General features: G+C 53.9%; 29 protein-coding genes. 19 read left to right on the top strand and 10 right to left on the bottom strand.

Features of this window, described 5'->3' with window-relative positions:
• Window positions 1–119 precede the first annotated feature (119 nt).
• On the bottom strand, window positions 120–1,469 hold the full coding sequence (locus tag FHW04_RS13525; protein ID WP_089562464.1) for a flagellin: 1,350 nt from the start codon (window positions 1,467–1,469) through the stop codon (window positions 120–122).
• A 337-nt stretch (window positions 1,470–1,806) separates the two neighbouring features.
• Here FHW04_RS13525 and fliD point away from each other — a divergent pair, with 337 nt between their 5' ends.
• The 4 genes from fliD to amyA all read left to right on the top strand — a co-directional run bounded on the left by fliD (window position 1,807) and on the right by amyA (window position 5,600).
• Window positions 1,807–3,228, top strand: coding sequence for a flagellar filament capping protein FliD (fliD, locus tag FHW04_RS13530; protein ID WP_089562463.1), 1,422 nt, complete (start codon window positions 1,807–1,809; stop codon window positions 3,226–3,228).
• Window positions 3,229–3,240: 12 nt separating this feature from the next.
• Window positions 3,241–3,648, top strand: coding sequence for a flagellar export chaperone FliS (gene fliS, locus FHW04_RS13535; RefSeq protein ID WP_031375092.1), 408 nt, complete (start codon window positions 3,241–3,243; stop codon window positions 3,646–3,648).
• Entirely contained in the window at window positions 3,648–4,013 is a 366-nt protein-coding gene (fliT, locus tag FHW04_RS13540; RefSeq protein WP_031375091.1) for a flagella biosynthesis regulatory protein FliT, read from the top strand. Before fliS ends, fliT begins: the two co-directional genes overlap by 1 nt.
• Before the next feature lie 105 nt (window positions 4,014–4,118).
• Window positions 4,119–5,600, top strand: coding sequence for an alpha-amylase (amyA, locus tag FHW04_RS13545; protein ID WP_089562462.1), 1,482 nt, complete (start codon window positions 4,119–4,121; stop codon window positions 5,598–5,600).
• Window positions 5,601–5,644: 44 nt separating this feature from the next.
• On the opposite strand, the gene yedD is transcribed toward amyA, so the two are convergent.
• Window positions 5,645–6,127 carry a lipoprotein YedD gene (gene yedD, locus FHW04_RS13550; RefSeq protein ID WP_069729202.1) on the bottom strand — a complete coding sequence of 161 codons (483 nt, stop codon included), beginning with the start codon at window positions 6,125–6,127 and terminating at the stop codon, window positions 5,645–5,647.
• A gap of 246 nt (window positions 6,128–6,373) precedes the next feature.
• Between yedD and FHW04_RS13555 the strand changes: the two genes are divergently transcribed.
• Window positions 6,374–6,697: a DUF6388 family protein gene (locus FHW04_RS13555; RefSeq protein ID WP_031375088.1), complete on the top strand. Its 324-nt coding sequence runs from the start codon at window positions 6,374–6,376 to the stop codon at window positions 6,695–6,697.
• Window positions 6,698–6,898: 201 nt separating this feature from the next.
• On the opposite strand, the gene iraP is transcribed toward FHW04_RS13555, so the two are convergent.
• Window positions 6,899–7,195, bottom strand: a complete 297-nt coding sequence (gene iraP / locus FHW04_RS13560) for an anti-adapter protein IraP (RefSeq protein ID WP_031375087.1) — start codon at window positions 7,193–7,195, stop codon at window positions 6,899–6,901.
• A 177-nt stretch (window positions 7,196–7,372) separates the two neighbouring features.
• Here iraP and FHW04_RS13565 point away from each other — a divergent pair, with 177 nt between their 5' ends.
• Window positions 7,373–7,612 carry a DinI-like family protein gene (locus tag FHW04_RS13565; protein WP_031375086.1) on the top strand — a complete coding sequence of 80 codons (240 nt, stop codon included), beginning with the start codon at window positions 7,373–7,375 and terminating at the stop codon, window positions 7,610–7,612.
• A gap of 38 nt (window positions 7,613–7,650) precedes the next feature.
• Here the strand turns inward: FHW04_RS13565 and FHW04_RS13570 are convergent, their stop codons facing one another.
• From FHW04_RS13570 to FHW04_RS13580, 3 genes are all read right to left on the bottom strand, one after another.
• Window positions 7,651–7,917 carry a hypothetical protein gene (locus tag FHW04_RS13570; protein ID WP_031375085.1) on the bottom strand — a complete coding sequence of 89 codons (267 nt, stop codon included), beginning with the start codon at window positions 7,915–7,917 and terminating at the stop codon, window positions 7,651–7,653.
• Between the two features lie 162 nt (window positions 7,918–8,079).
• Window positions 8,080–8,391 (bottom strand): hypothetical protein, encoded by a 312-nt coding sequence (locus tag FHW04_RS13575; RefSeq protein WP_306456931.1) that lies wholly within the window; start codon window positions 8,389–8,391, stop codon window positions 8,080–8,082.
• A gap of 13 nt (window positions 8,392–8,404) precedes the next feature.
• Complete coding sequence (locus FHW04_RS13580; protein WP_031375083.1) at window positions 8,405–8,791, bottom strand: hypothetical protein; 387 nt, start codon at window positions 8,789–8,791, stop codon at window positions 8,405–8,407.
• A 138-nt stretch (window positions 8,792–8,929) separates the two neighbouring features.
• Between FHW04_RS13580 and FHW04_RS13585 the strand changes: the two genes are divergently transcribed.
• A complete protein-coding gene (locus tag FHW04_RS13585) occupies window positions 8,930–9,562 on the top strand; it encodes a helix-turn-helix domain-containing protein (RefSeq protein WP_089562461.1) in 633 nt (210 codons plus the stop codon).
• A gap of 82 nt (window positions 9,563–9,644) precedes the next feature.
• Here FHW04_RS13585 and FHW04_RS13590 read toward each other — a convergent pair whose 3' ends face one another.
• A complete protein-coding gene (locus tag FHW04_RS13590; RefSeq protein ID WP_031375081.1) occupies window positions 9,645–9,893 on the bottom strand; it encodes a hypothetical protein in 249 nt (82 codons plus the stop codon).
• 308 nt (window positions 9,894–10,201) lie between these two features.
• Between FHW04_RS13590 and FHW04_RS13595 the strand changes: the two genes are divergently transcribed.
• Window positions 10,202–10,402 (top strand): hypothetical protein, encoded by a 201-nt coding sequence (locus tag FHW04_RS13595; protein WP_089562460.1) that lies wholly within the window; start codon window positions 10,202–10,204, stop codon window positions 10,400–10,402.
• A 48-nt stretch (window positions 10,403–10,450) separates the two neighbouring features.
• Here FHW04_RS13595 and FHW04_RS13600 read toward each other — a convergent pair whose 3' ends face one another.
• Window positions 10,451–10,669: a hypothetical protein gene (locus tag FHW04_RS13600; RefSeq protein ID WP_031375079.1), complete on the bottom strand. Its 219-nt coding sequence runs from the start codon at window positions 10,667–10,669 to the stop codon at window positions 10,451–10,453.
• A gap of 156 nt (window positions 10,670–10,825) precedes the next feature.
• Between FHW04_RS13600 and FHW04_RS13605 the strand changes: the two genes are divergently transcribed.
• A complete protein-coding gene (locus FHW04_RS13605; protein ID WP_089562467.1) occupies window positions 10,826–11,185 on the top strand; it encodes a hypothetical protein in 360 nt (119 codons plus the stop codon).
• 154 nt (window positions 11,186–11,339) lie between these two features.
• Window positions 11,340–12,224, top strand: a complete 885-nt coding sequence (locus FHW04_RS13610) for a benzoate transporter (RefSeq protein ID WP_031375078.1) — start codon at window positions 11,340–11,342, stop codon at window positions 12,222–12,224.
• Window positions 12,225–12,364: 140 nt separating this feature from the next.
• On the opposite strand, the gene FHW04_RS13615 is transcribed toward FHW04_RS13610, so the two are convergent.
• Together FHW04_RS13615 and fliE are read right to left on the bottom strand one after the other, a co-directional pair.
• Window positions 12,365–12,703, bottom strand: coding sequence for a hypothetical protein (locus FHW04_RS13615; protein WP_031375077.1), 339 nt, complete (start codon window positions 12,701–12,703; stop codon window positions 12,365–12,367).
• Between the two features lie 283 nt (window positions 12,704–12,986).
• A complete protein-coding gene (fliE, locus tag FHW04_RS13620; RefSeq protein WP_069729200.1) occupies window positions 12,987–13,298 on the bottom strand; it encodes a flagellar hook-basal body complex protein FliE in 312 nt (103 codons plus the stop codon).
• A 232-nt stretch (window positions 13,299–13,530) separates the two neighbouring features.
• Between fliE and fliF the strand changes: the two genes are divergently transcribed.
• The 9 genes from fliF (at window position 13,531) to fliN (ending at window position 22,075) form a co-directional block, all read left to right on the top strand.
• Window positions 13,531–15,264, top strand: coding sequence for a flagellar basal-body MS-ring/collar protein FliF (gene fliF, locus FHW04_RS13625; RefSeq protein WP_089562459.1), 1,734 nt, complete (start codon window positions 13,531–13,533; stop codon window positions 15,262–15,264).
• Complete coding sequence (gene fliG / locus FHW04_RS13630; RefSeq protein ID WP_031377087.1) at window positions 15,261–16,253, top strand: flagellar motor switch protein FliG; 993 nt, start codon at window positions 15,261–15,263, stop codon at window positions 16,251–16,253. The genes fliF and fliG overlap by 4 nt, the downstream gene beginning before the upstream one ends.
• On the top strand, window positions 16,246–16,938 hold the full coding sequence (gene fliH, locus FHW04_RS13635; RefSeq protein ID WP_089562458.1) for a flagellar assembly protein FliH: 693 nt from the start codon (window positions 16,246–16,248) through the stop codon (window positions 16,936–16,938). Before fliG ends, fliH begins: the two co-directional genes overlap by 8 nt.
• Window positions 16,938–18,299 (top strand): flagellar protein export ATPase FliI, encoded by a 1,362-nt coding sequence (fliI, locus tag FHW04_RS13640; protein WP_046288251.1) that lies wholly within the window; start codon window positions 16,938–16,940, stop codon window positions 18,297–18,299. The genes fliH and fliI overlap by 1 nt, the downstream gene beginning before the upstream one ends.
• Before the next feature lie 28 nt (window positions 18,300–18,327).
• A complete protein-coding gene (gene fliJ, locus FHW04_RS13645; protein WP_089562457.1) occupies window positions 18,328–18,771 on the top strand; it encodes a flagellar export protein FliJ in 444 nt (147 codons plus the stop codon).
• Window positions 18,768–20,048: a flagellar hook-length control protein FliK gene (locus FHW04_RS13650; protein WP_089562456.1), complete on the top strand. Its 1,281-nt coding sequence runs from the start codon at window positions 18,768–18,770 to the stop codon at window positions 20,046–20,048. Before fliJ ends, FHW04_RS13650 begins: the two co-directional genes overlap by 4 nt.
• A 129-nt stretch (window positions 20,049–20,177) precedes the next feature.
• Entirely contained in the window at window positions 20,178–20,663 is a 486-nt protein-coding gene (fliL, locus tag FHW04_RS13655) for a flagellar basal body-associated protein FliL (protein ID WP_031377091.1), read from the top strand.
• 4 nt (window positions 20,664–20,667) lie between these two features.
• A complete protein-coding gene (gene fliM, locus FHW04_RS13660) occupies window positions 20,668–21,675 on the top strand; it encodes a flagellar motor switch protein FliM (protein WP_031377092.1) in 1,008 nt (335 codons plus the stop codon).
• Window positions 21,668–22,075, top strand: a complete 408-nt coding sequence (gene fliN / locus FHW04_RS13665; protein ID WP_089562455.1) for a flagellar motor switch protein FliN — start codon at window positions 21,668–21,670, stop codon at window positions 22,073–22,075. Before fliM ends, fliN begins: the two co-directional genes overlap by 8 nt.
• Window position 22,076: the final 1 nt, after the last annotated feature.

A 22,076-nucleotide genomic window follows, 5' to 3' on the forward strand; every position in this document is an offset into this window, starting at 1 on the left:
TAGCTATTCTTTGGCTGGATTCTTTGTAGATTGATTCAGACAAACTAACGGCAAAAAGGATATATGGCAGGCATAAAAAAACCCCGCCGAAGCGGGGTTTATGTTCAGAGGTAAGGCGATTAGCCCTGCAGCAGAGACAGAACCTGCTGTGGAACCTGGTTAGCTTTAGCCAACACTGAGTTACCCGCCTGCTGTACGATCTGCGCTTTAGACATGTTTGAAACTTCAGTTGCGTAGTCAGCATCCTGAATACGAGACTGTGCTGCAGACAGGTTAGTGGTGGTGTTATTCAGGTTAGTTACCGCTGAGTTCAGACGGTTCTGTACCGCACCCAGGCTTGAACGGAAGGTATCAACAGATGCGATAGCCTTGTCAATCAGAGCCAATGGATCTGAGGTTGATGCGCCTGCGAATTCATCAGTAGCAGTAACCGCTGTAGGAGTTGCGCCACCAGTAGTGCCAGTGCTCAGGTTAACAGTAGCATTTTCAACAGTAGTACCTGTTGTAGTAGGAGTTGTTGCGGTTGCATCACCACCATCGTTAACAAGTGCATCATCTGCAATACCGTAATTTTTACCCTGAACTGATACGAACGCTTTTGGCGCGCCGGTTGAATCAGCACCAACCTGAACAAGTTGACCAGACTGAGTGGCTGAATCAATACCGTTTTTAACGTCAGTGTAGGTTACGTTAGCTTTGTTCAGAGTGACTTTACCATCAGCTCCAACTGTAGCTGCGTATGACTTATCGCCATTCTGAACCACATATTGGTTGGTCAAATCACCATTTGCATCTTTGGTGTTGTGTAAACTTAATTTTGAAGTATCGGTAATGCCAAGGTCTTGAGCAACAGTTGCATCAAAAGCAATTTTAACCGGAGCAGCTCCAGCGGTAGCACCCGGCAATTGGGTAATTGCATCACCAACAGAAACCGAAGTTTTATCTACAGAGAAACCTTTCAGACCCAGCGTTGAAGAGTCAATTTTCTTCAGGTCGATGTCGATAGTCTGACCGTCGTTTGAACCAACCTGGATAGACATTTTGCCGTCTTTAGCCAGTACGTTCACGCCGTTGAACTGAGTCTGACCAGAAACGCGGTCAATCTCGTCCAGACGTGATTTGATTTCGTCCTGGATTGAAGACAGGTCTGAATCAGAGTTGGTACCGTTCTGAGCCTGTACAGTCAGTTCACGAACACGCTGTAAGTTGTTGTTGATTTCTGACAGTGCGCCTTCAGTAGTCTGCGCAGCAGAGATACCGTCGTTGGCGTTACGAGCAGCCTGAGTCAGGCCTTTGATGTTAGAGGTGAAACGGTTGGCAATCGCCTGACCAGCAGCGTCATCTTTTGCGCTGTTGATACGTAAACCAGAAGACAGACGCTCGATAGAAGTAGACAGAGCTGACTGGTTCTTGTTGATGTTGTTCTGAGTGATCAGCGAGAGGCTGTTGGTATTAATGACTTGGGCCATGATAAATTTTCCTGTTAATCAAGTCTTTCGGTTAAGGTGTGGGCTTCAACCCGCCGGCTTCAGCGCCGTCAAAGTTGTTATCGTCTGCCGTTAAACAACCTTTAGAATTTTTTTAGTACCAGGCGAATTTTTTTGCTTCAACCTGTCACGCTTTTGGTTATCGCCACCCTGCCGCAGTTCTTTAGACTTAATTGATTAATTTTCTAGTCGTCGAAATACCCTTCTCTATAGTGCTTATTTACCTCATTACCCTAAGGCAAATAATTTTAAACTTTAGTTAATCAAGGCCGATAACCCTGGTAATCATTCTCCTTGTCGACCTTATAAAGGAATTATCATGGCTAGTATTACCAACCTTGGCGTAGGTTCAGGCCTGCCACTCAGTACTATGCTCGACAGTCTGGAAACCGCAGAGAAAAGTGCGCTGACCCCTATCTCTAACCAGCAGTCGGCTTATACAGCCAAACTCAGTGCTTATGCGACGCTGAAGAGTTCGCTTTCTACTTTTCAGACCGCCAACACCAAGCTGAACAGTGCTGACCTGTTTACCGCAACGACTGCGACCAGCACCTCCAGCGCGTTTAGCGCGACCACTTCGGGTTCAACGGTTGCTGGCAAATATGCCATCAACGTAACCCAGCTGGCGCAGGCGCAAACCCTGACCTCAGCGGTGCAGAGCAGCAATACCGACGCATTAGGTGACAGCTCCGTCGCCAGTCGCAGCATTGCTATCACGCTGAAAGATGGCACCAGTAAAAGCATCACCTTGTCCAGTGACCAGACCTCGCTGACCGGCATGCGTGACGCGATTAATGGCGCGAATGCCGGTATCACCGCCAGCATCATTAAGGTATCGGACGGCAGCTTCCGCCTTTCCATGACCGCCAACAAGACCGGCAGTGATAATGCAGTGACCTCAATTGCCGTCACCGGCGACGCCACGCTGCAGGGAATTGTGGGTTATGACGCGTCGGCCAGCAGCAATGTGCTGACCCAAAGCGTTGCGGCGCAAAATGCCAAACTGACCGTGAACAATGTGGCGATTGAAAACAGCAGCAACCAGATCAGTGATGCGCTGGAAGGGATCACCTTAAACCTGTCTGACACCACGACCGGCAACCAGACGCTGACCATTACTAAAGATACTTCCAAGGCATCCAGCGCCATCAGCAGCTGGGTCGATGCTTATAACTCTCTGTTAGATCAGTTTAATACCCTGACTAAATACACCAAGGTTGATGCCGGTGCGGATTCTCAGGATTCCAGCAATGGTGCCCTGCTGGGTGACAGCACCCTGCGCACTATCCAGACCCAGTTGAAAGGCATGCTGACCAATGCGCAGAGCTCTTCAACCTATAAGTCGCTGGGACAGATTGGCATTACCACCGATCCGACCACCGGCTCGCTGGTGATTGATTCAACCAAAGTGAGTGCCGCGCTGGATAAAGATGCCGCGGGCGTGAAAGAGATGATTGTCGGCGATGGCAAAACCACCGGTATTACCACCACTATCGCCACCAGCCTGACCGGCTGGCTGTCAACCAAAGGGATTGTCCAGGCGGCAACCGATGGCGTCAGTAAAACGCTGAACAATCTTACCGCTCTCTATAAGACCACCAGCGATCGTATCGACGACGATATTGCGCGCTATAAAGCACAGTTTACCCAGCTTGATGTGATCATGAGCCAGCTCAATACCACCAGCTCTTATCTGTCGCAGCAGTTCGACACATCATCAAGCAGTTCAAGTAAATCCTAACAAGGGGTGACCATGTACAGCGCTACCGGCACCAAAGCCTATGCAAAAATCGGCGTGGAAAGCGCCGTGATGAGCGCCAGCCAGCAGCAGCTGGTGGTGATGTTGTTCGACGGCGCGCTCAGCGCGCTGATTCGCGCTCGTCTGTTTATGCAGGATGGCAATATTGAAGGCAAAGGTAATTCCATCTCTAAAGCCATCAATATCATTGAAGGAGGTCTGAAACAGGGCCTCAGTGAAAACAGTGGTGATGAGCTGGCAGATAACCTGCTGGGTCTTTACAACTACATGACGCGCCGCCTGCTGCAGGCCAACCTGCACAATGATGTTGAAGCTGTCGAAGAAGTCGAAGGCTTACTGCGCAACATCGCGGACGCGTGGAAAGAAGTGGTTCAACCTAACCTGATTCAGGACGCCGTTTAATGATTATTGCACCGCATCTGATTGCCGTTTACCAACAGTTACTCGATCTCAGCCAGGGAATGCTGCGTCACGCGGCGCAGGGCGAATGGGATGAATTGATCAGCCGGGAGATGGAGTATGTCAGCGCGGTGCAATCATTAGCGCAATCGACAGAGGCTGCCGCCCCATCGGTTCAGGTTCAGGAGCAACTGCGCCCGGTATTGCGCCATATTCTGGATAACGAAAGTGAAGTGAAACGCCTGTTGCAGGCGCGCATGGATGAACTGGCTTCGCTGGTCGGCCAGAACAGCCGCCAGAAATCGGTGCTTTCCGCCTACGGTAATCAGGGCGGTGTGGTGATGGTGCCACGCGAAACCCTCTCCTGATAATCTGCCCTCTCTCGCCGCGTTGAGATTTATTTTTCAGCGCGGCGCCTCTTTTTTGCCGCTTACTCCATACTTGATTCTTATCATCCCCCTGGAGTGCAGTAGATGCAAAACCCGACGTTATTACAGTTTTTCCATTGGTATTACCCGGATGGCGGCAAACTGTGGCCGGAAATCGCCGATCGTGCCGCCTGGCTCAGTGAAATTGGCATCACCATGGCCTGGCTGCCGCCCAGCTATAAAGGGGAATCAGGTGGCTATTCTGTTGGTTACGACAGCTATGACCTGTTTGACCTCGGTGAATTCGATCAGAAAGGCAGCGTTGCCACCAAATATGGCGACAAGCAGCAGTTACTGGCAGCCGTCGAGGCGCTGCGCAGCCACAACGTCGGGGTAGTGCTGGACGTGGTGCTTAACCATAAAATGGGTGCCGATGAAAAAGAACAGATCAGCATCAACCGCGTCAATCCGGACAATCGCGACGAAATTTATGACGACGTGGTCGAATGCGAAGCCTGGACTAAATTCACCTTTCCGGTGCGCAACGGAAAATATTCAAAATTCGTCTGGGACCACAAATGCTTTAGCGGCGTAGACCATATTGAAAACCCGGATGAAAACGGCGTCTTCAAAATCATTAACGATTACACCGCCGAAGGCTGGAACGATCAGGTCGATAATGAGCTGGGCAACTTCGACTATCTGATGGGCGCGAACATCGATTTCCGCAACAAGGCGGTGAGCGAAGAGCTGAAGTACTGGGCACGCTGGGTGATGGAACAGGTGCCGTGCACCGGCTTTCGTCTGGATGCGGTGAAACATATTCCGGCCTGGTTCTATAAAGACTGGATCGATCACATTCAGGAAGTGGCTGAAGAGCCGATGTTTATCGTCGCTGAATACTGGTCGTTTGAAACCGATAAGCTGCAGGAGTATGTGCATCAGGTGGAAGGCAAAACCATGCTGTTTGATGCCCCACTGCACATGAACTTCCATCAGGCCTCCACCGCCGGCAGCGCTTACGATCTGAGCCAGATCTTTGCTAATTCGCTGGTGGTCGCCGATCCGTGGCATGCGGTAACGATCGTCGCCAACCACGATACGCAACCACTGCAGTCGCTGGAAGCGCCGGTAGAAGCCTGGTTTAAACCGCTGGCCTACGCGCTGATTCTGCTGCGTGAACAAGGCGTGCCGACCATTTTCTATCCCGATCTGTTCGGTGCCAGTTATGAAGATACCGGCGGCGACGGCGAGAAACATAAGATTGAGATGCCGGTGATCCCGGAGCTGGAAGGGTTGATCCGCGCGCGCCAGCAGTATGGCTGGGGCGCACAGACCGACTATTTCGACCATCCCAACTGTGTCGCCTTTAGCCGCAGCGGCACCGAAACCCAGCCGGGCTGTGTGGTTATCATGTCGAATGGCGATGCAGGCGAGAAAAGCGTGGCGATGGGCGAAGGCTATGCCGGTAAGGTGTGGCGTGATTATCTGGCGAACCGCGAAGAAACCATTACCGCCGATGATCAGGGTAATGCGGTGTTTGTCTGTAACGCGGGCAGCGTCAGCGTCTGGGTGGTCGCAGAGTAAGAGTAACAGAAGCTCTGGCAGGGCCAATGCCCTGCCAGCATCATTTATTGCGCGACTGCCGCCGCATTGTTTTCTGTGATGCGGGTGTGCAACAGCTGGGGCTCAATATTCTGGATCACACTGGCCTTCGGTTGCTTCGCCACTTCGTCCAGCGCCTGCTGGCACTCTACGGTTGGACGTGCCACTTTACGCAGCGTCAGCCCGTCATAGTTCAGTTCACCGTTATCAACCACCAGCGGCATTACCCGAACCTGACGCGTGACGTTGACATAATCGCCGCTCAGCAAGGTCAGTTTGCCCGGTTTGGCGATAACCCGCTGCCATTGACGGCAATCCAGTGTGCTGCCATCCGCATTGATAATCAGGCTGCCTATCGCCTGACCGCTAATCAGGCCACGCTGCGGACCGACCGTTTGCCAGTTACCCTGCAGATTAGCCGGTGCCGGCGTTTGTACCGCACTGTCATAGTCGTTGATTTGTGCACATCCGCTCAGCGCCAGCGCGGCAATCAGCATCCACTTTTTCATGTTTAATCCCTAAGATCGCATCAATGGCGGCTACGTTATAATTTTTCCCCTGAGGTGCGCAAGGTATCTGGCTGATCCAACCGCGCCCGGCGCGGTTTTTTTAGCGCTGCCGCGCAACTCAGGCAAACTCAGCCGATGCTAAGCGACATTTATCCGCTAACGCGCCAGTCTGCTTGCGCGCGTCCTGACAAGTCAGGCACAACCCGCTACACTGACGCGCTGCAACTGACTTTCAGGAACCTGGCTATGAAAACTCCAGAAGCGTATTACGCGCAGGCGCGCGAAATGTTCTTTACCGCCCATCCCGATTTCCAGGCGGCGCTTGATGAGCTGACCGAAAGCGATGCCCGCGCTGCCAATCTTTCCCTGCGCCAGCTGCGTGAATGGCACGCTGAACGCATCTATGCGGCCTTTTTACGTCAGAAGAATCTGGATGGAATGATTTTTTCGATTCAACTGGCTGAACCAGACAAAGCCGTGGCGGCTGAGGCAATCGAGACCTATCTCAAATCACATGCTGAATCGCTGGGGATGAGCTGGGAAGAGTTTTGCATCAAAAACGAACTCTGATCGGGCGGGACGGGAAGGTGTATTTTTTATACACCTCCAACCAGTGGTTTAACCACCGATAAAGTTGTACAAGTACGAGGAAAGTGTATAACTTCATCGTACGACTTCGGTCGTGATTGTCCTTGAACGAATAGTGCTTTTGCACTGCCTCTGGAGGTGTTGCTGGATTTCCACCTCCAGAGGCGAATTTTTTTCCCGTCGCTACTCTTCTTCTGCCATCTTTCCTTTAACTTCCACATACTGTGCCACCGCCAGCAGACGATTAATGTGCGTCAGCAGTAGGTCAACGTCGGACTGCAAAAACTCGGTCGATGAACGTGAAGCCGTGACAATCGCATCCTGTACCGTCTCGGTGATGGTCAGCGTATTGTCCTGTTTGGCCTGCACCAGCAACGCAGCAACCAGCAGCGATTGCGCTTCGAGCTGAGCGGTCAGCTCTTTCGCGTCGACGTCCATTTTTGCCAGTTTTAGCAGAATATCAATGACCAGTTGTCGCATCGCACTTCTCCTGATGTATGGAGTGCCATTATGTCGCGATGATGCCGCAATAAGCCAGACCAGGATGCAGTCCGGCATAACATAAAAAAAATTAGCCGTAATCGGGCGCATCGCCTTGCCACTGTTTTTATTTACAGTATTATATCTCTGCGATTTTGCCCTGAATGGATTGCCATCATGTTTGTTGAGTTGATTTATGACAAGCGAAACGTAGCCGGTTTGCCGGGTGCTCGCGAGATGATTCTCGAAGAGCTGGAAAAACGGGTGCATCGGGTGTTTCCTGACATTGAAGTTAAGGTCAAGCCGATGGAACGTAACGCGATTGATACTGATTTGAGTAAGAACGATAAAGCGACGATTGCGCGGATAGTTGAAGAGATGTTCGACGAAGCGGAAATGTGGCTGGTGGCCGATTAATCCTTTACCGGCCACCGCATCAGTTAGCGGGAGGTCAATTAACTCTCCTGCTCACTGTGATTAATTTCGATCTCGATGTCCTGAATGGCGGCATCCAGATCTTCCAGCATCTTACCCTGCTTGTTGAGTAGTGCATCGATACGATCGGCGTTCACCTTATCTTTGTATTCACCCGCATCGAAGGCTAACCAATGAGTTGAAAGGGTCTCGGTGTTGGTTTGCGCGTAGTGTCGCATCTCTTTTAGCTGAGAGGTCACGTCACGCAGATAATCGTTTTTGGTCTTGGTTTCTGTTGAATCGCTCATGCTAAATGTCCTTCTGGTCAGTTATCCAAAGTGATTTGGCGTAGCGGTTCATCAACCGGCCAACCTGCGGGCGCCTTTCCTGCGAAAATCTCGAAAGAAAATGTCGCCCGGAGATTTAAATCTAGTCGATAATAGCGAAGCCGCACTAAGAATAATCGGAAGTTACGGTTTACGGCCGGAATGCGTCGCAGGCCCCTCACTTTCAATCACCACTTCCTTCACCTTATCGACCGTTTTGATCGCGGTGCGGTCCGGTATCGCATCGAGCTTATGCTGTAGCGCACTCACCTGATTGGTTAGCAAATCCACCCGCGCATCTCGTTTTGCGGCGACATTGCGGTAATCCTTGCGAATCTCCTCCACCCGCTTGTTGGCGGCATTATTGACGTAAAGAAACAGAATGGTCATCAGCACGCAGATCATCGAACAGCCGAGCATCACGCCGCCGAGAATAACCTTGCGTTTGAGGAGCATGGGTGTAACCGGACTATTTATCGTAACCATCGCTGCGATCCTCCAGAGTTGAGATAAGGCGATCGACTTCGTTGCGGAACTTATCGCTATGATCGGTCTCGGTCATGGCCAGCAAAATACCTAATGCATTTTTGATCAGCCGAAGATCGGTCTCGAGCATGGAGATACGCCGCAAATTTTTGTCGTGTCGTTCGCGTAGTTCATCGTTCTCTTCACGTATCAGTACGTTGCTCTCCTTCAGCAACACCACCTGCTCTTTGTAACTGGTTATAATTTCGCCGCCGGCCCGATTGCTGGTTACGATTGACGCAATGCCCGCCAATAACGGTTTCCAGAACAGTGCCGCCGCGCCCCCACCCAAAACCAACGCACCCATACTGGTAATTAAACTACTTTCCATGCCGCACCCCTCTACCCGGTAAGGTCACTGGAACACCACGGCGTGCTACAACAGGCACGTCCCCTGCCTGAAATTTAAGATTGCTTAAATACCAGGGTTAAGTATACTTAAGTCATTCTTAACCTGAATGTCAAGCAGATGAAAAACGAAACGCTGGGCGACCGTATTCGCCACCGAAGAAAAAACCTGGGATTAACGCAGAAGCAGTTGGCGGAGCAGGTAAAAGTGTCCCATGTGGCGATCTCACAGTGGGAAAAAGAAGAGACGTTACCGCGCGGTGAGAATCTGTTGCGGCTGGCGGAATCGCTGGGCTGCGCACCGGCCTATCTGATAGATGGCGATGGTCCTGTTTTCAGCGAAAGTGGATTTGCCGGGCTGCATCAGATTCCCTTACTGAATCAGCGCGACGTGGTGCCGTGGCTGAAGGATGCCGGTACGGTGAAATGCGATTTTCTGATGCATAACGATATGGCACTTTCTCAGCGCAGTTTTGCCGTGCGGGTTGGGGAGCTGGCGATGGCGCCTGCCATTTTGCGTGATGATGTGGTGATCATTGATCCGGCGGTATCACCGATGCCGGGTGACAGCGTACTGGCGCTGCAGCAGAACGTTGCGCTGCTGCGCACTTACCGGCTGCGCGAGCCGGAAAACGGCATTACGCAGTTTGAACTGGCGCCGGTTAACGTCGATTTTCCTTTGATGCACTCTGGTCGCGATGGCCTCAGGCTGGCCGGCACGCTGGTCGAACTGCGTCGTTACCGTCAGCGCTGAATAAAAAAACCCGCTGCGATGCGGGTTAATTACTTCAAATTACACACTTTACTACGGCAAATGACGACAAAGGTCAGGCAACTTACAATGCGTCAGTCAGCTTATCCACCACCACATTACCGTGCAGATCGGTCTGCGTGATGCGATAGCCGACACACCATGAGCGGCGGGTGCTCAGTTTGTCGAACAGGGTCACGCCGCCTTTCTTGACACCGTGCGGGTTAACGATGGTCCATTCGGTCACGTCTTCCTGTCCGCGATTTTTCAGGCTCACGGTGCCGTTTTTAATCAGCTGATCATCAGCTTCAATCTTTAAATAGTCTCGTAACATAATTTCAATCTCCTGGTAACGCTGGTCACTATATGCTTTTTACTAATCCGTTCAATCGAATTTATTAATCGATTAATTTGTGACCTGCCGCACGTGAGATAACAGATTTGTCCATTCACGCGTCTGCCTGGCACGGTTAGCATGGTCCCGCTGCACACAGACACGCAACGAATAATGCCGTGCACCACACGAGAGAAAACTCCGATTCAGCCCGCCTCGCGCGGGCTTTTTTTATTTCAGGCCGCTCCGTCCCGTCAGGTTGACGACGGCTGGTCTAGACTTAAGACACTGAACAAAAGGAGTTAGCCATGTTTAAACATAAAACCAATGAAGAACGTAAACACGAAGGTGAAGTGAGCAAGAGCCTGCCGGAAGCGGCACCGCACGTAGGCAATGCGTATGAAGAAGACGATCATCCTGCTACTGACGCGCCGAAAGATCACGGCGAAGTACCACGCAAGAATGATGACAGTCAGGATGATAAAAAAGATCCGTATAAAGCAAATTGATACGCCGCAACGCGCCCCGTTCAGGGGCGCACCGCTATTGTGACCACGTTATAGCTTATCGAGATAATTTTCCGGGAATGGCACGCCAGAATGTTCCAGTCGCGACAGCTTCTGCGTGATGTCGTTTCTTATCGTCTCATCGCCGTCCTGCCAGTACGACTTTACTACCGCTAACACCCGTTCAGCGGTTTGCTCAGTGAATCCGGACGGTTCGTCAGCCTGCAGCACCTGATGAATTTTCTCATTCATCTCTCGAAGATTGATCATTTCGCCCTCCTGTCAGAAAAAAGATAAGTATAGTTCAGACCACCCTGAGCGGGATTCGCGCAGTGGCGGGCAAAACAATTTTCACGCCGCACGCTGCTTGCGGATCGTCCTGTAAAGGGCAGTGAGATGAAGGCAAAAGTGACGGGATTTGAACCGATGAAGAAAATAATATTGCTGCTCATGTTGAGCATTACTGCTGGCTGCGTCGATACCGGCCGGGTCGGCTTACATCCGCATCTGCAAACCGCCTATTTTAATGCGCATCCTTATCAGGTGCAGTCCTGCCTGTTTTCAGCCGCGATTAATCAGCGTCTTTCGCTTGAACGGGATGATCCCCTGCCCGGCGGCGCGCAACGCTATAACCTTGAACAAGGTGATGGAACCGTTATTGCCTGGATCGAAACAGACAAATTTAATCACAGCGAAACCAGCGTGAATTTTGTTTATGACGCCCAGGCGGCAGATATCCGCGCTGCGGTAGCGACGATGATTGCTGAGTGTAAGAGCGCTGTCTGAGTTCCCTACGCTATCAGGCCTGTTGCTGGTGGATCAGCGGCTGTCTGCTAAGAAATCGTAAGGGTACGATCAAGAATTTAGCTTTTTGTGCTTCATTTTGTCAGATTGCTCTGATAGGTTAGGCCGGTTTATTCTTTGGTGTGTTGTTACTCTGATGATTTATGACTGTTTTTTATACTATGACGAAGACCTGCTGCTGGAGATGCGTTTAAACACCCTTCAGCATGTGGTTGACCGCTTTGTCATTGTTGAATCGCTTTATACCTTCACCGGCAAGAAACGCGAGAAACTCCATTTCGATATCGAAAAGTTTAGCCGCTTCCGCGATAAGATTATTTATGTGGTGAATGATGCGGTACCGACTTTTCATCAGCAGGCGTTTAAATCAAACAGCTCTATGGTTAACGCGGGCGAAACTGACCCGTGGGAAAATGAAACCATTGCACGTAATACCATTATGCGCGGCCTGAAGGACGCCAAAGACGACGACATTATTATTGTGTCAGACGTCGATGAAATTCCGTTACCCGAGGCGATTGAGCAATTCAGCCACCATCATTTATGCACCACGCTGCATCAGCAATATTTCAATTTTAAATTTAACGTGCGGGTGTTAAATGATGACGGCACACCGCGCTGCGCCACCCTGGCAAAAATGGTGACCTATAAAACCCTGTGTCAGTTCTTTGAAGGACAACCGGAACTGCTGCGCAACGTAAAACGCCGTGGGACGTCGATCCGTGAAAACTGGCTTCGCTGGAAGTGGCTCAACTTACGCACCCGGGTGATTAAACAGGGCGGATGGCATTTTTCCTGGGTGATGAGTGATGAACGAATCAGTGAAAAAATGTCCTGTATTTCTCATACGGAGCATGACCGACCGGAATTTAACAATCCGGACCACATCCGACGCTGTGTCGAGAACAATATTGATATCTGGAACCGCCCGCGCAAAATGCAGATTCTGCCGGTGACAAGTGAGCATTTCCCACAGTGGCTGGTTGATAATCAACACCGCTTACGTCATTTAATCAAGTAACGCCGCGCCGCATTCAGCCGGCACTCGCTTCAGTGACTGCGCAGGTCCGGCTGCATTGCCAGGGTCACCGCTACCGCCTTACGCACACAGGCCGTTTTCGCAGGCGGCAAGACTGAATCTTTGCCGCCCTGCCGCGTCCATTATTTCTTTTCGCAATCGTAGCTGCCGCGGATTTTTATCTGACTCTGACTGGTGCGGACGATCTCAGCATCCAACAACGATTTCCCCTCACGGGTCACCAGATCCATATCGATCATGCCTGGCGCTTTGGCGTTTTTGACCCGCCAGTGCAACTTCACGTTATCGTAATCGTCTTTAGCCTTGAGAAAGGTGGTGCTCTTAATCTTCGCACTGTTGCCGTTAACCGTAACCGTCCCCTTCTGGTCGGCTTTCAGGTCGAAAGGCCCACATTGCAGCGCGGTAAATGCAGAAGCAGAAAGAGAGGTCAGTGAAAGTAACCAGATGAACGTTTTTATCATTGTCGCGGCGACCTGCTGATGGCTGATGAAATCGGAACGGCGCGGCGGGCAGTGGGTATGCGCACACTGTCGACGCGATCCTTGTCTGCCAGCAGTATAACTGATGAATATCATTGCAGCTGACGCGGTTACACATCGACTCGCCACACGATCCGCTACAGCATCTGGTTCGCCCGACTGCCGTCAGCTCGCAACAATAGCTGTGAGCAGGTCAGCGCGCTTAGCGCCCTGCTCCATCTTGCCAGCCTTCTGGTGCGCACGATTGCGGATTCAACCAGTCCCACTAAACCTGCATATTCATAATATCGCTATACGCCGACACCAGCTTGTTCCTGACCTGAATCCCCATCTGCATAGAAATAGACGATTTCTGCAGATCGACCATCACATCGTTCAGCGCGATACCGGGTTTCCCCATCTCAAAATCCTGCGCCTGGCTACGGGCGGTGGTTTGCGTCTCGCTGATCTTATCCAGCGCAGCTTTCATGGTGGCGCCAAAATCGATCTGGTTAGGGGCTTCGCTGCTGCGGTTGCTCGCCTGCAGCGAGGTGACCTGAAGCTGTTGCAGTACGCCGTCGATTGCCTGAATGGACATTAACGATACCTCATATAAAAGAGTGGGGTTTTTCTGTGTTCAAAAATCTAACACGTTGTCAATGAGACAAAGGCGCTAAATGACAGCAAAAAACCCGGCTTATCCAGCCATCGAATTTTTGGTTTCAACAAATAATGCCTGGCATTGAAGTGGAAATTTTATCTACGCAGGTCAGGGAGTCTGTTTTGCCATCTCAACTAACCCGGTCAATTACGTCAGGCAGGAATCGGTCATGAATGCGAGTGCAGCCGCCACACAAGATCAAGAAAAGAAAGGCTTCGGTGACCTTCTCGCTCGCCTGCGCGCAAATCCGCGTATTCCTTTAGTCGTCGCCGCCGCCGCCGTTATCGCTATCGTGATTGCGATGGTGCTGTGGGCCAAAGCGCCCAGCTACAGCGTTCTCTATAACAATCTGTCGAATGAAGATGGCGGTGAAATCGTCACGCAGCTGACGCAGATGAACATTCCCTACCGCTTCGCCGAGAACGGCGGCGCACTGATGGTGCCGGATGAGAAGGTCCACGAGCTGCGTCTGCGTCTGGCACAACAGGGTCTGCCGAAAGGCGGCTCGGTTGGTTTCGAACTGCTGGATAAAGAGAAGTTCGGTATCAGCCAGTTCAGCGAGCAGGTCAACTATCAGCGCGCGCTGGAAGGCGAGCTGGCTCGCACCATCGAATCGCTGGGTCCGGTAAAAACCGCCCGCGTCCATCTGGCGATGCCTAAACCCACCTTATTTGTCCGTGAGCAGAAAGCACCGTCGGCGTCGGTCACCTTAACCCTGCAGCCTGGCCGTGCACTGGATGAAGGTCAGATTCAGGCCATCGCCCACATGGTTTCCAGCAGCGTGGCGGGTTTACCGCCGGGTAACGTTACCGTGGTCGATCAGACCGGTCGCCTGCTGACCCGTTCCGATAGCGTCGGCCGCGATCTGAATGATGCTCAGCTGAAGTATGCCTCTGATGTTGAAACGCGTTATCAGCAACGTATCGAAGCGATCCTGAATCCGATTCTGGGCCAGGGCAACGTGCATGCGCAGGTTACCGCGCAGATCAACTTCGACACCAGCGAGCAGACGGATGAGAAATATCAGCCTAATGCGAATCCATCTGCTACCGCGATTCGCTCGCGTCAGACCAGCACCAGCGATCAATCAGGCAGCCCTTATCCGGGCGGCGTACCGGGCGCATTGTCCAACCAGCCTGCGCCAGCCAACACCGCGCCGGTCAATGCACCCGCAGCTAACGGCCAGAATGCCAACGGTCAGAACGCCAATGGTCAGAATGCTAACGGACAGAATAATGCCGGCCAGACCACCAGCACCGCCGCGGCCAGCAGCACGCCGACCAACTCACGCCGTGATGACACGGTTAACTATGAGCTGGACCGCACTATTCGTCATACCAAGCTCAACGTCGGCGATGTCCAGCGTCTGTCGGTGGCGGTGGTGGTCAACTATCGCGAAGACGATAAAGGGAAAGCGGTTGCGCTGAACGAACAGCAACTGAAGCAGATTGAAGACCTGACCCGTGAAGCGATGGGCTACTCCCAGACCCGCGGCGACAGCGTGAACGTGGTGAACTCGCAGTTCAATACCACCGAACCGACGACCGGTGATCTGCCCTTCTGGCAGCAGCAAGCGTTCTTTGATCAGCTGATGAATGCCGGTAAATGGCTGTTGGTTGCTCTGGTTGCCTTCATTCTGTATCGCAAGCTGGTCCGTCCGCATCTGGTCCGTAAGCAGGCTGCGGAGAAAGCCGCTGCAGAAGCTGCTGCTGCCCATGCCGCTGAACCGGCAGAAGAAGAAGCCTATAGCGTTCAGCTCAGCAAAGATGAGCTGGATCAGGAACGTAAGTCTAACAACCGCATGAGCGCAGAGGTGATGAGTCAACGCATCCGCGACATGTCTGAAAACGATCCGCGCGTTGTTGCGCTGGTGATTCGCGAATGGATGAGTAAAGAGCTATGAGTCTGACCGGAACCGAAAAAAGCGCCATCCTGATGATGACTATCGGCGAAGAGCGCGCAGCGGAAGTTTTCAAACACCTGAACCAGCGTGAAGTGCAGCACCTGAGCGCCGCGATGGCCAATATGCGTCAGGTCTCGCACAAGCAGCTGACGGAAGTGTTACGCGAGTTTGAAGCCGATGCCGAGCAGTTTGCGGCGCTGAGCCTTAACTCCAACGATTACCTGCGTTCGGTGCTGATCAAAGCACTGGGCGAAGAGCGCGCCTCCAGCCTGCTGGAAGATATTCTCGAAACCCGCGAAACCACCAGCGGGATGGAGACGCTCAACTTTATGGAGCCGCAGGCAGCTGCCGACCTGATCCGCGACGAGCATCCACAGATCATCGCCACCATCCTGGTCCACCTCAAGCGTGGTCAGGCGGCGGATATTCTGGCGCTGTTCGACGAACGTCTGCGTCACGATGTGATGCTGCGTATCGCCACCTTCGGCGGTGTCCAGCCAGCGGCCCTGGCCGAACTGACCGAAGTGCTCAACGGTCTGCTGGACGGTACCAACCTCAAGCGCGCGAAGATGGGCGGCGTGAGAACCGCAGCCGAGATCATCAACCTGATGAAGACGCAGCAGGAAGAAGCGGTTATCGAAGCAGTACGCGACTTCGACGGCGAACTGGCTCAGAAAATTATCGACGAGATGTTCCTGTTCGAAAACCTGGTGGAAGTGGACGACCGCAGTATCCAGCGCCTGTTGCAGGAAGTGGAGTCCGAGCAGCTGCTGGTTGCACTGAAAGGTGCCGAACAGCCGCTGCGCGAAAAATTCCTCAAAAACATGTCAGCCCGTGCGGCCGATATCCTGCGCGACGATCTGGCCAACCGCGGTCCGGTGCGGATGTCGGCGGTGGAAAACGAGCAGAAAGCAATCCTGCTGGTGGTGCGCCGCTTAGCCGAATCGGGCGAGATGGTGATTGGTGGTGGCGAGGAAACCTATGTCTGATGCATTTTCTGCCCGCCCATGGCAACTGTGGCAGCCGGCCGATTTAGGCCGCTTCGACCAGCCTGAACCGGAGCCGCTGCCCGAGATCACCGAATTTGATTCCGGGGTTGATGAGCAGCAGCTGCTGCTCGAACGTCAGCAACAGCAGATGCGTAAAGAGGCACAGGCCCAGGGTTACAACGAAGGTCAGCAGCAGGGTTTTGCCGAAGGTCAGAAAAGCGGTTATGAAGCCGGTTTTCAGCAGGGTCTGGCAGATGCTCAGCAGCAGCACGCGCCGTTACAGGCGCGGATGCAGCAGCTGGTCACCGAGTTCCAGAACACGCTGGAGTCGCTGGACAGCGTTATCGCCTCGCGCCTGATGCAGCTGGCACTTGAAGCCGCCCGCTCGGTAATTGGCCAGGCGACTGCGGTCGATGGCAGCGCCCTGCTGCGTCAGATTCAGGGATTACTGCAGCAGGAACCGATGTTCAACGGCAAGCCGCAGTTGCGGGTGCACCCGGACGATCTGCAACGTATCGAGCAGACGCTCGGCCCGACGCTCGACCTGCACGGCTGGCGTTTACTGGCGGACAGTACCCTGCATCCAGGCGGCTGTAAACTCAGCGCCGAAGATGGCGATCTGGATGCCAGCGTGGCGACGCGCTGGCAGGAACTGTGCCGCCTTGCCGCGCCAGGAGAAGTGTAATGACCACTCGGCTCAATCGCTGGCTGGGCGCGCTCGACGCGTTCGAAAAGCGAATTGCTCAGGTTCAGCCGGTACGCCGTTACGGGCGACTGACCCGTGCCACCGGCCTGGTGCTGGAAGCGACTGGCCTGCAATTACCGCTCGGCGCGACCTGCATCATTGAACGTAATGATGGCAAAACCATCAGCGAGATCGAAAGCGAAGTGGTGGGATTCAACGGACAAAAACTGTTGATGATGCCGCTGGAAGAAGTGGATGGCATTTTACCGGGCGCGCGGGTGTACGCACTGCAGAACGGTGAAAACCCGCAGGCCGGTAAGCAAATGCTGCTGGGTCCGCAGCTGCTGGGCCGGGTGCTGGACGGCAGCGGACGCCCGCTGGATGGCCTGCCGTCACCGGATACCGGTTACCGCGCGCCGCTGATCACCCCGCCGTTCAACCCGCTGCAGCGTACCCCGATTACCGATGTGCTGGACACTGGCGTTCGCGCCATTAACGCCCTGCTGACGGTAGGACGCGGCCAGCGTATGGGCCTGTTCGCCGGTTCGGGCGTCGGTAAAAGCGTACTGCTCGGCATGATGGCGCGCTACACCGAAGCCGACGTGATTGTGGTCGGGCTAATCGGCGAACGTGGTCGCGAAGTAAAAGATTTTATCGAGAACATTCTCGGTGCCGAAGGCCGCGCGCGTTCGGTGGTGATCGCCGCGCCGGCTGACGTTTCGCCGCTGCTGCGTATGCAGGGTGCCGCCTACGCCACCCGCATCGCCGAAGATTTTCGCGATCGCGGCAAACATGTGCTGCTGATCATGGATTCCCTGACCCGCTACGCCATGGCGCAGCGTGAGATCGCGCTGGCGATCGGTGAACCTCCGGCCACCAAAGGCTATCCACCGTCGGTGTTCGCCAAGCTGCCGGCGCTGGTGGAACGCGCCGGTAACGGCATCGACGGCGGCGGCTCGATTACCGCCTTCTATACCGTGCTGACCGAAGGCGACGATCAGCAGGACCCGATTGCTGACTCGGCGCGCGCCATCCTCGACGGTCACATCGTGCTGTCGCGGCGGCTGGCAGAAGCCGGTCACTATCCGGCGATCGATATTGAAGCCTCAATCAGCCGTGCGATGACCTCGCTGATTGATGAAAACCACTATGCGCGCGTACGCCAGTTCAAGCAGTTGCTGTCCAGTTTCCAGCGTAACCGCGATCTGGTCAGCGTGGGCGCCTATGCCGCAGGCAGCGACCCGATGCTGGATAAAGCGATCAAACTCTATCCGCAGATGGAAGCCTTTTTGCAACAGGGCATTTTCGAACGCAGCGATTATGACGACGCCTGCCTGCATCTGCATGCGCTGTTCGGCTAATCGACGCGATTAACGCGAGGTAACGGCAATGAAAACTGCAAATGCCATCGACACGCTACGCGATTTAGCGGAACAGGATCTGGAACGCGCCGCCATCTATCTCGGCGATATGCGTCGCGGTCAGCAGGCTGCCAATGAGCAGCTGACCATGCTGCTCGACTACCAGGACGAATATCGCAACAAGCTGAATGACGATATGTCGACCGGGATTGCCAGCACCCGCTGGACCAACTACCACCAGTTTATTCAGACGCTGGAAAAAGCGATCGATCAGCACCGCAACCAGCTCAATAACTGGAACCAGCGTCTTGAGCAGGCGCTGATCAACTGGCGTGAGAAACAGCAGCGGCTGAACGCCTATCAGACGCTGATCACCCGGGCAGAGGAAAATGCATTACGACAGGAAAACCGTCTCGACCAGAAACGGATGGATGAATTTGCCCAACGGGCCGCTTTGAGGAGAGGCGAATGATTACGCTGCCAAACATTGCCATGAAAGCGGCGGTGAAAACCGACGCGGATACATCAGTTTCAACCGATGCAGCTGCCGGCACCGATGCCCTGCCGCACGACTTTCTGACCGCGCTGGGAAACCAGTTGCTGAGCCTGGCGAAACAGCAGGGAAAAGCGGCGCAATCGGCTGATCTCAAAACAGAAAGCGACACCGATGCGCAGCCTGGCGCACCACTGAATGCCCTGATCGCCGCACTGGATAATCCGGCGGCGCTAAGCGCACTGTTTAAGCCGGAAAATATTAAAGCCGGCACAAAATCAGCCGATGATAAAGACAAGTCAGAAGCCGCGCCCTTAAGTGCCAGCGATATGCAAAATGTGCAGGCGCTGTTCGCCATGTTACCGACCACGCCGGCCGCCACCAGCGCAGCCGTCAGCCCGGTCAGTGAGGCGCAGGGTGAACTGGCTGTCCAGAACGACAGCGCGCGCAAAAGCCTGACGTCACTGGCACAGATGCTCACCGGCAGCGATCAGGCGAGCAAAGAACCCGGCGCGGAGAGTTCGCCTGGGGTTAAAACCGCCGCGCTGAATGCGCCCGCGGTGAGTAGCACAGCCAGCCAGAGCAGCACGGCTGCGGTGAACAGTAACAGCCTCAGCCCCGCGCAGACGCTGGATAGCAGTTTTCAGCAGGTGCTGAGCAATTTAACCCGACAGGACGATCAGGCCGCCATCAAAGCCAGTGCCAGCGATAATTCGCTGATCACCAGCACGCCGATCTCCAGCGCCAGCAGCCTGGCGCCGCCGGTAATGGCGTCGTCGACCACCAGCACGCCCTCGACCCCGATGCTGAATGCGCAGCTGGGCAGCGATGAGTGGCAGCAGGCGTTAAGCCAGCAAATTGTGATGTTCAGCCGCAACGGTCAGCAAAACGCCGAATTGCGCTTACATCCGGCAGACCTGGGCGCCATCCAGATCAGCCTGAAACTGGATAACGACCAGGCACAAATTAATCTGGTTTCCGGCCATAGCCACGTCAGAGCGGCGCTGGAAGCCGCGATTCCGCAGCTGCGCAGTGCGCTGGCAGAGAGCGGAATCCACCTGGGTGAGAGTCAGGTCAGCAGTGACAGTTCCGCGCAAGGCCAGAACTTCCAGCAACAGCAGGAGGCGCGCCGCGATGGACAGCATGGCCGCTTCTCTCTCGCTCAGGATAGTGACACCGACATCACGCCGATTGCCGTTCCCGCCGCTCTTCAGGCACGGGTAAACGGTAATGGCGCGGTCGACACTTTTGCCTGATAGCGACAAACGCTGAAGGTAAGCGTAAAACCCGCGTCTTTTCTTCCCATTGTTTGACTTAAGACGCGGGATAATCTGTCCAGGTGAGCCGAGAGGCTTGCCCATAATTCACAGGAAGTAACTGCAAACATGTCTGATAACGCGAAAGCTAAAGGCCGCAAACGTAAACTCTTAATTCCGGTGTTGCTCATTGTGACGCTGGCCGCTTGCAGCGTGGCAGGCTATGCAGTCTGGCGAATGATGAATAAACATGAGGGCGATAAGCCGGAGGTGGCGAAAGTCGAACCGCCTCCCGCCCCGGTCTTTTTTGCACTTGATACATTTACGGTTAACCTGGTCAATCCCGACAACGATCCTGACCGCGTGCTGTACGTAGGCTTTACCCTGCGTCTGGCCGATGAGGATACACGGCGTCGGTTAAATGACTATCTGCCTGAGGTGCGCAGTCGTCTGCTGCTGCTGCTCTCGCGTCAGAGCGCTGCGGCGCTGGCGACGGAGCAAGGAAAGCAAGCGCTTGTTGAACAAATCAAACAGGCGCTGGCACCACCACTGGTAAAAGGTCAACCTCCGCAGGCCGTGAACGATGTGCTGTTTACTGCCTTCATTTTGAGGTGAATCAATGGGCGATAGCATTCTCTCCCAGGCTGAAATTGACGCCCTATTAAACGGCGACAGTGGCAGCGCGGAAGAAGAAAAGAAACAAAACGGGCCGGAAGGCGATATTCGTCCTTACGACCCGAATACCCAGCGCCGCGTGGTGCGCGAGCGTTTACAGGCGCTGGAGATTATTAACGAGCGTTTTGCCCGTAGTTTCCGTATGGCGCTGTTTAACCTGCTGCGTCGTAGCCCGGATATCAGCGTCGGCGCGATCAAGATTCAGCCGTATCACGAGTTTGCCCGCAACCTGCCGGTGCCGACCAACCTGAACCTGATCCACCTGAAGCCGCTGCGCGGTACGGCGCTGGTAGTGTTTTCACCCAGTCTGGTGTTTATCGCGGTTGATAACCTGTTCGGTGGCGATGGTCGCTTCCCGACCAAAGTAGAAGGTCGCGAGTTTACCCATACTGAGCAGCGCGTTATCCGTCGCATGCTGAAGCTGGCGCTGGACGGTTACAGCGACGCATGGAAAGCCATTTATCCACTGGACGTCGAGTATGTGCGTTCAGAGATGCAGGTGAAATTCACCAACATCACCACTTCACCGAACGACATCGTGGTTAACACGCCGTTCCAGGTGGAGATTGGTAACCTGGTGGGTGAATTTAATATCTGCATTCCGTTTTCAATGATTGAGCCGCTGCGCGAACTGCTGGTCAATCCGCCGCTCGAGAACTCGCGCCAGGAAGATAACCACTGGCGTGACAACCTGGTAAAACAGGTGCAGCACTCAGAGCTGGAACTGATTGCACACTTTGCCGAAACCTCGCTGCGTCTGTCACGGATTTTGCAGCTGAAACCCGGCGACGTGCTGCCGATTGAGAAACCGGAACGCATTATCGCCCATGTCGATGGCGTGCCGGTCTTAACCAGCCAATATGGCACGATGAATGGCCAGTATGCCCTGCGTGTCGAACACCTGATTAACCCGATTTTGAATTCGCTGAACGAGGAACAGCCCCATGAGTGACAGTAATAAGCCGTCTGACGATATCTCTGCGGACGATCTGTGGGCTGAAGCAATGAATGAGCAGGCCGGCAGCAGCAGCGCCCCGCAAACCGATGACGTGTTTAAGTCATTCGAGAGCGGTAACGTTTCTGGCTCACTGCAGGATATCGATCTGATCATGGATATCCCGGTCAAACTGACCGTGGAACTGGGCCGTACCAAGATGACCATCAAAGAGCTGCTGCGTCTGGCGCAGGGTTCAGTGGTGTCGCTCGACGGCCTGGCAGGCGAACCGCTGGATATTCTGATCAACGGTTACCTGATTGCTCAGGGTGAAGTGGTGGTGGTCAACGACAAATATGGCGTGCGCATCACTGACATTATTACTCCGTCCGAACGTATGCGTCGTCTGAGTCGCTGAG

It is taken from the genome of Pantoea sp. AN62 (genome assembly GCF_050432985.1).
GTDB lineage: Bacteria > Pseudomonadota > Gammaproteobacteria > Enterobacterales > Enterobacteriaceae > Pantoea > Pantoea brenneri.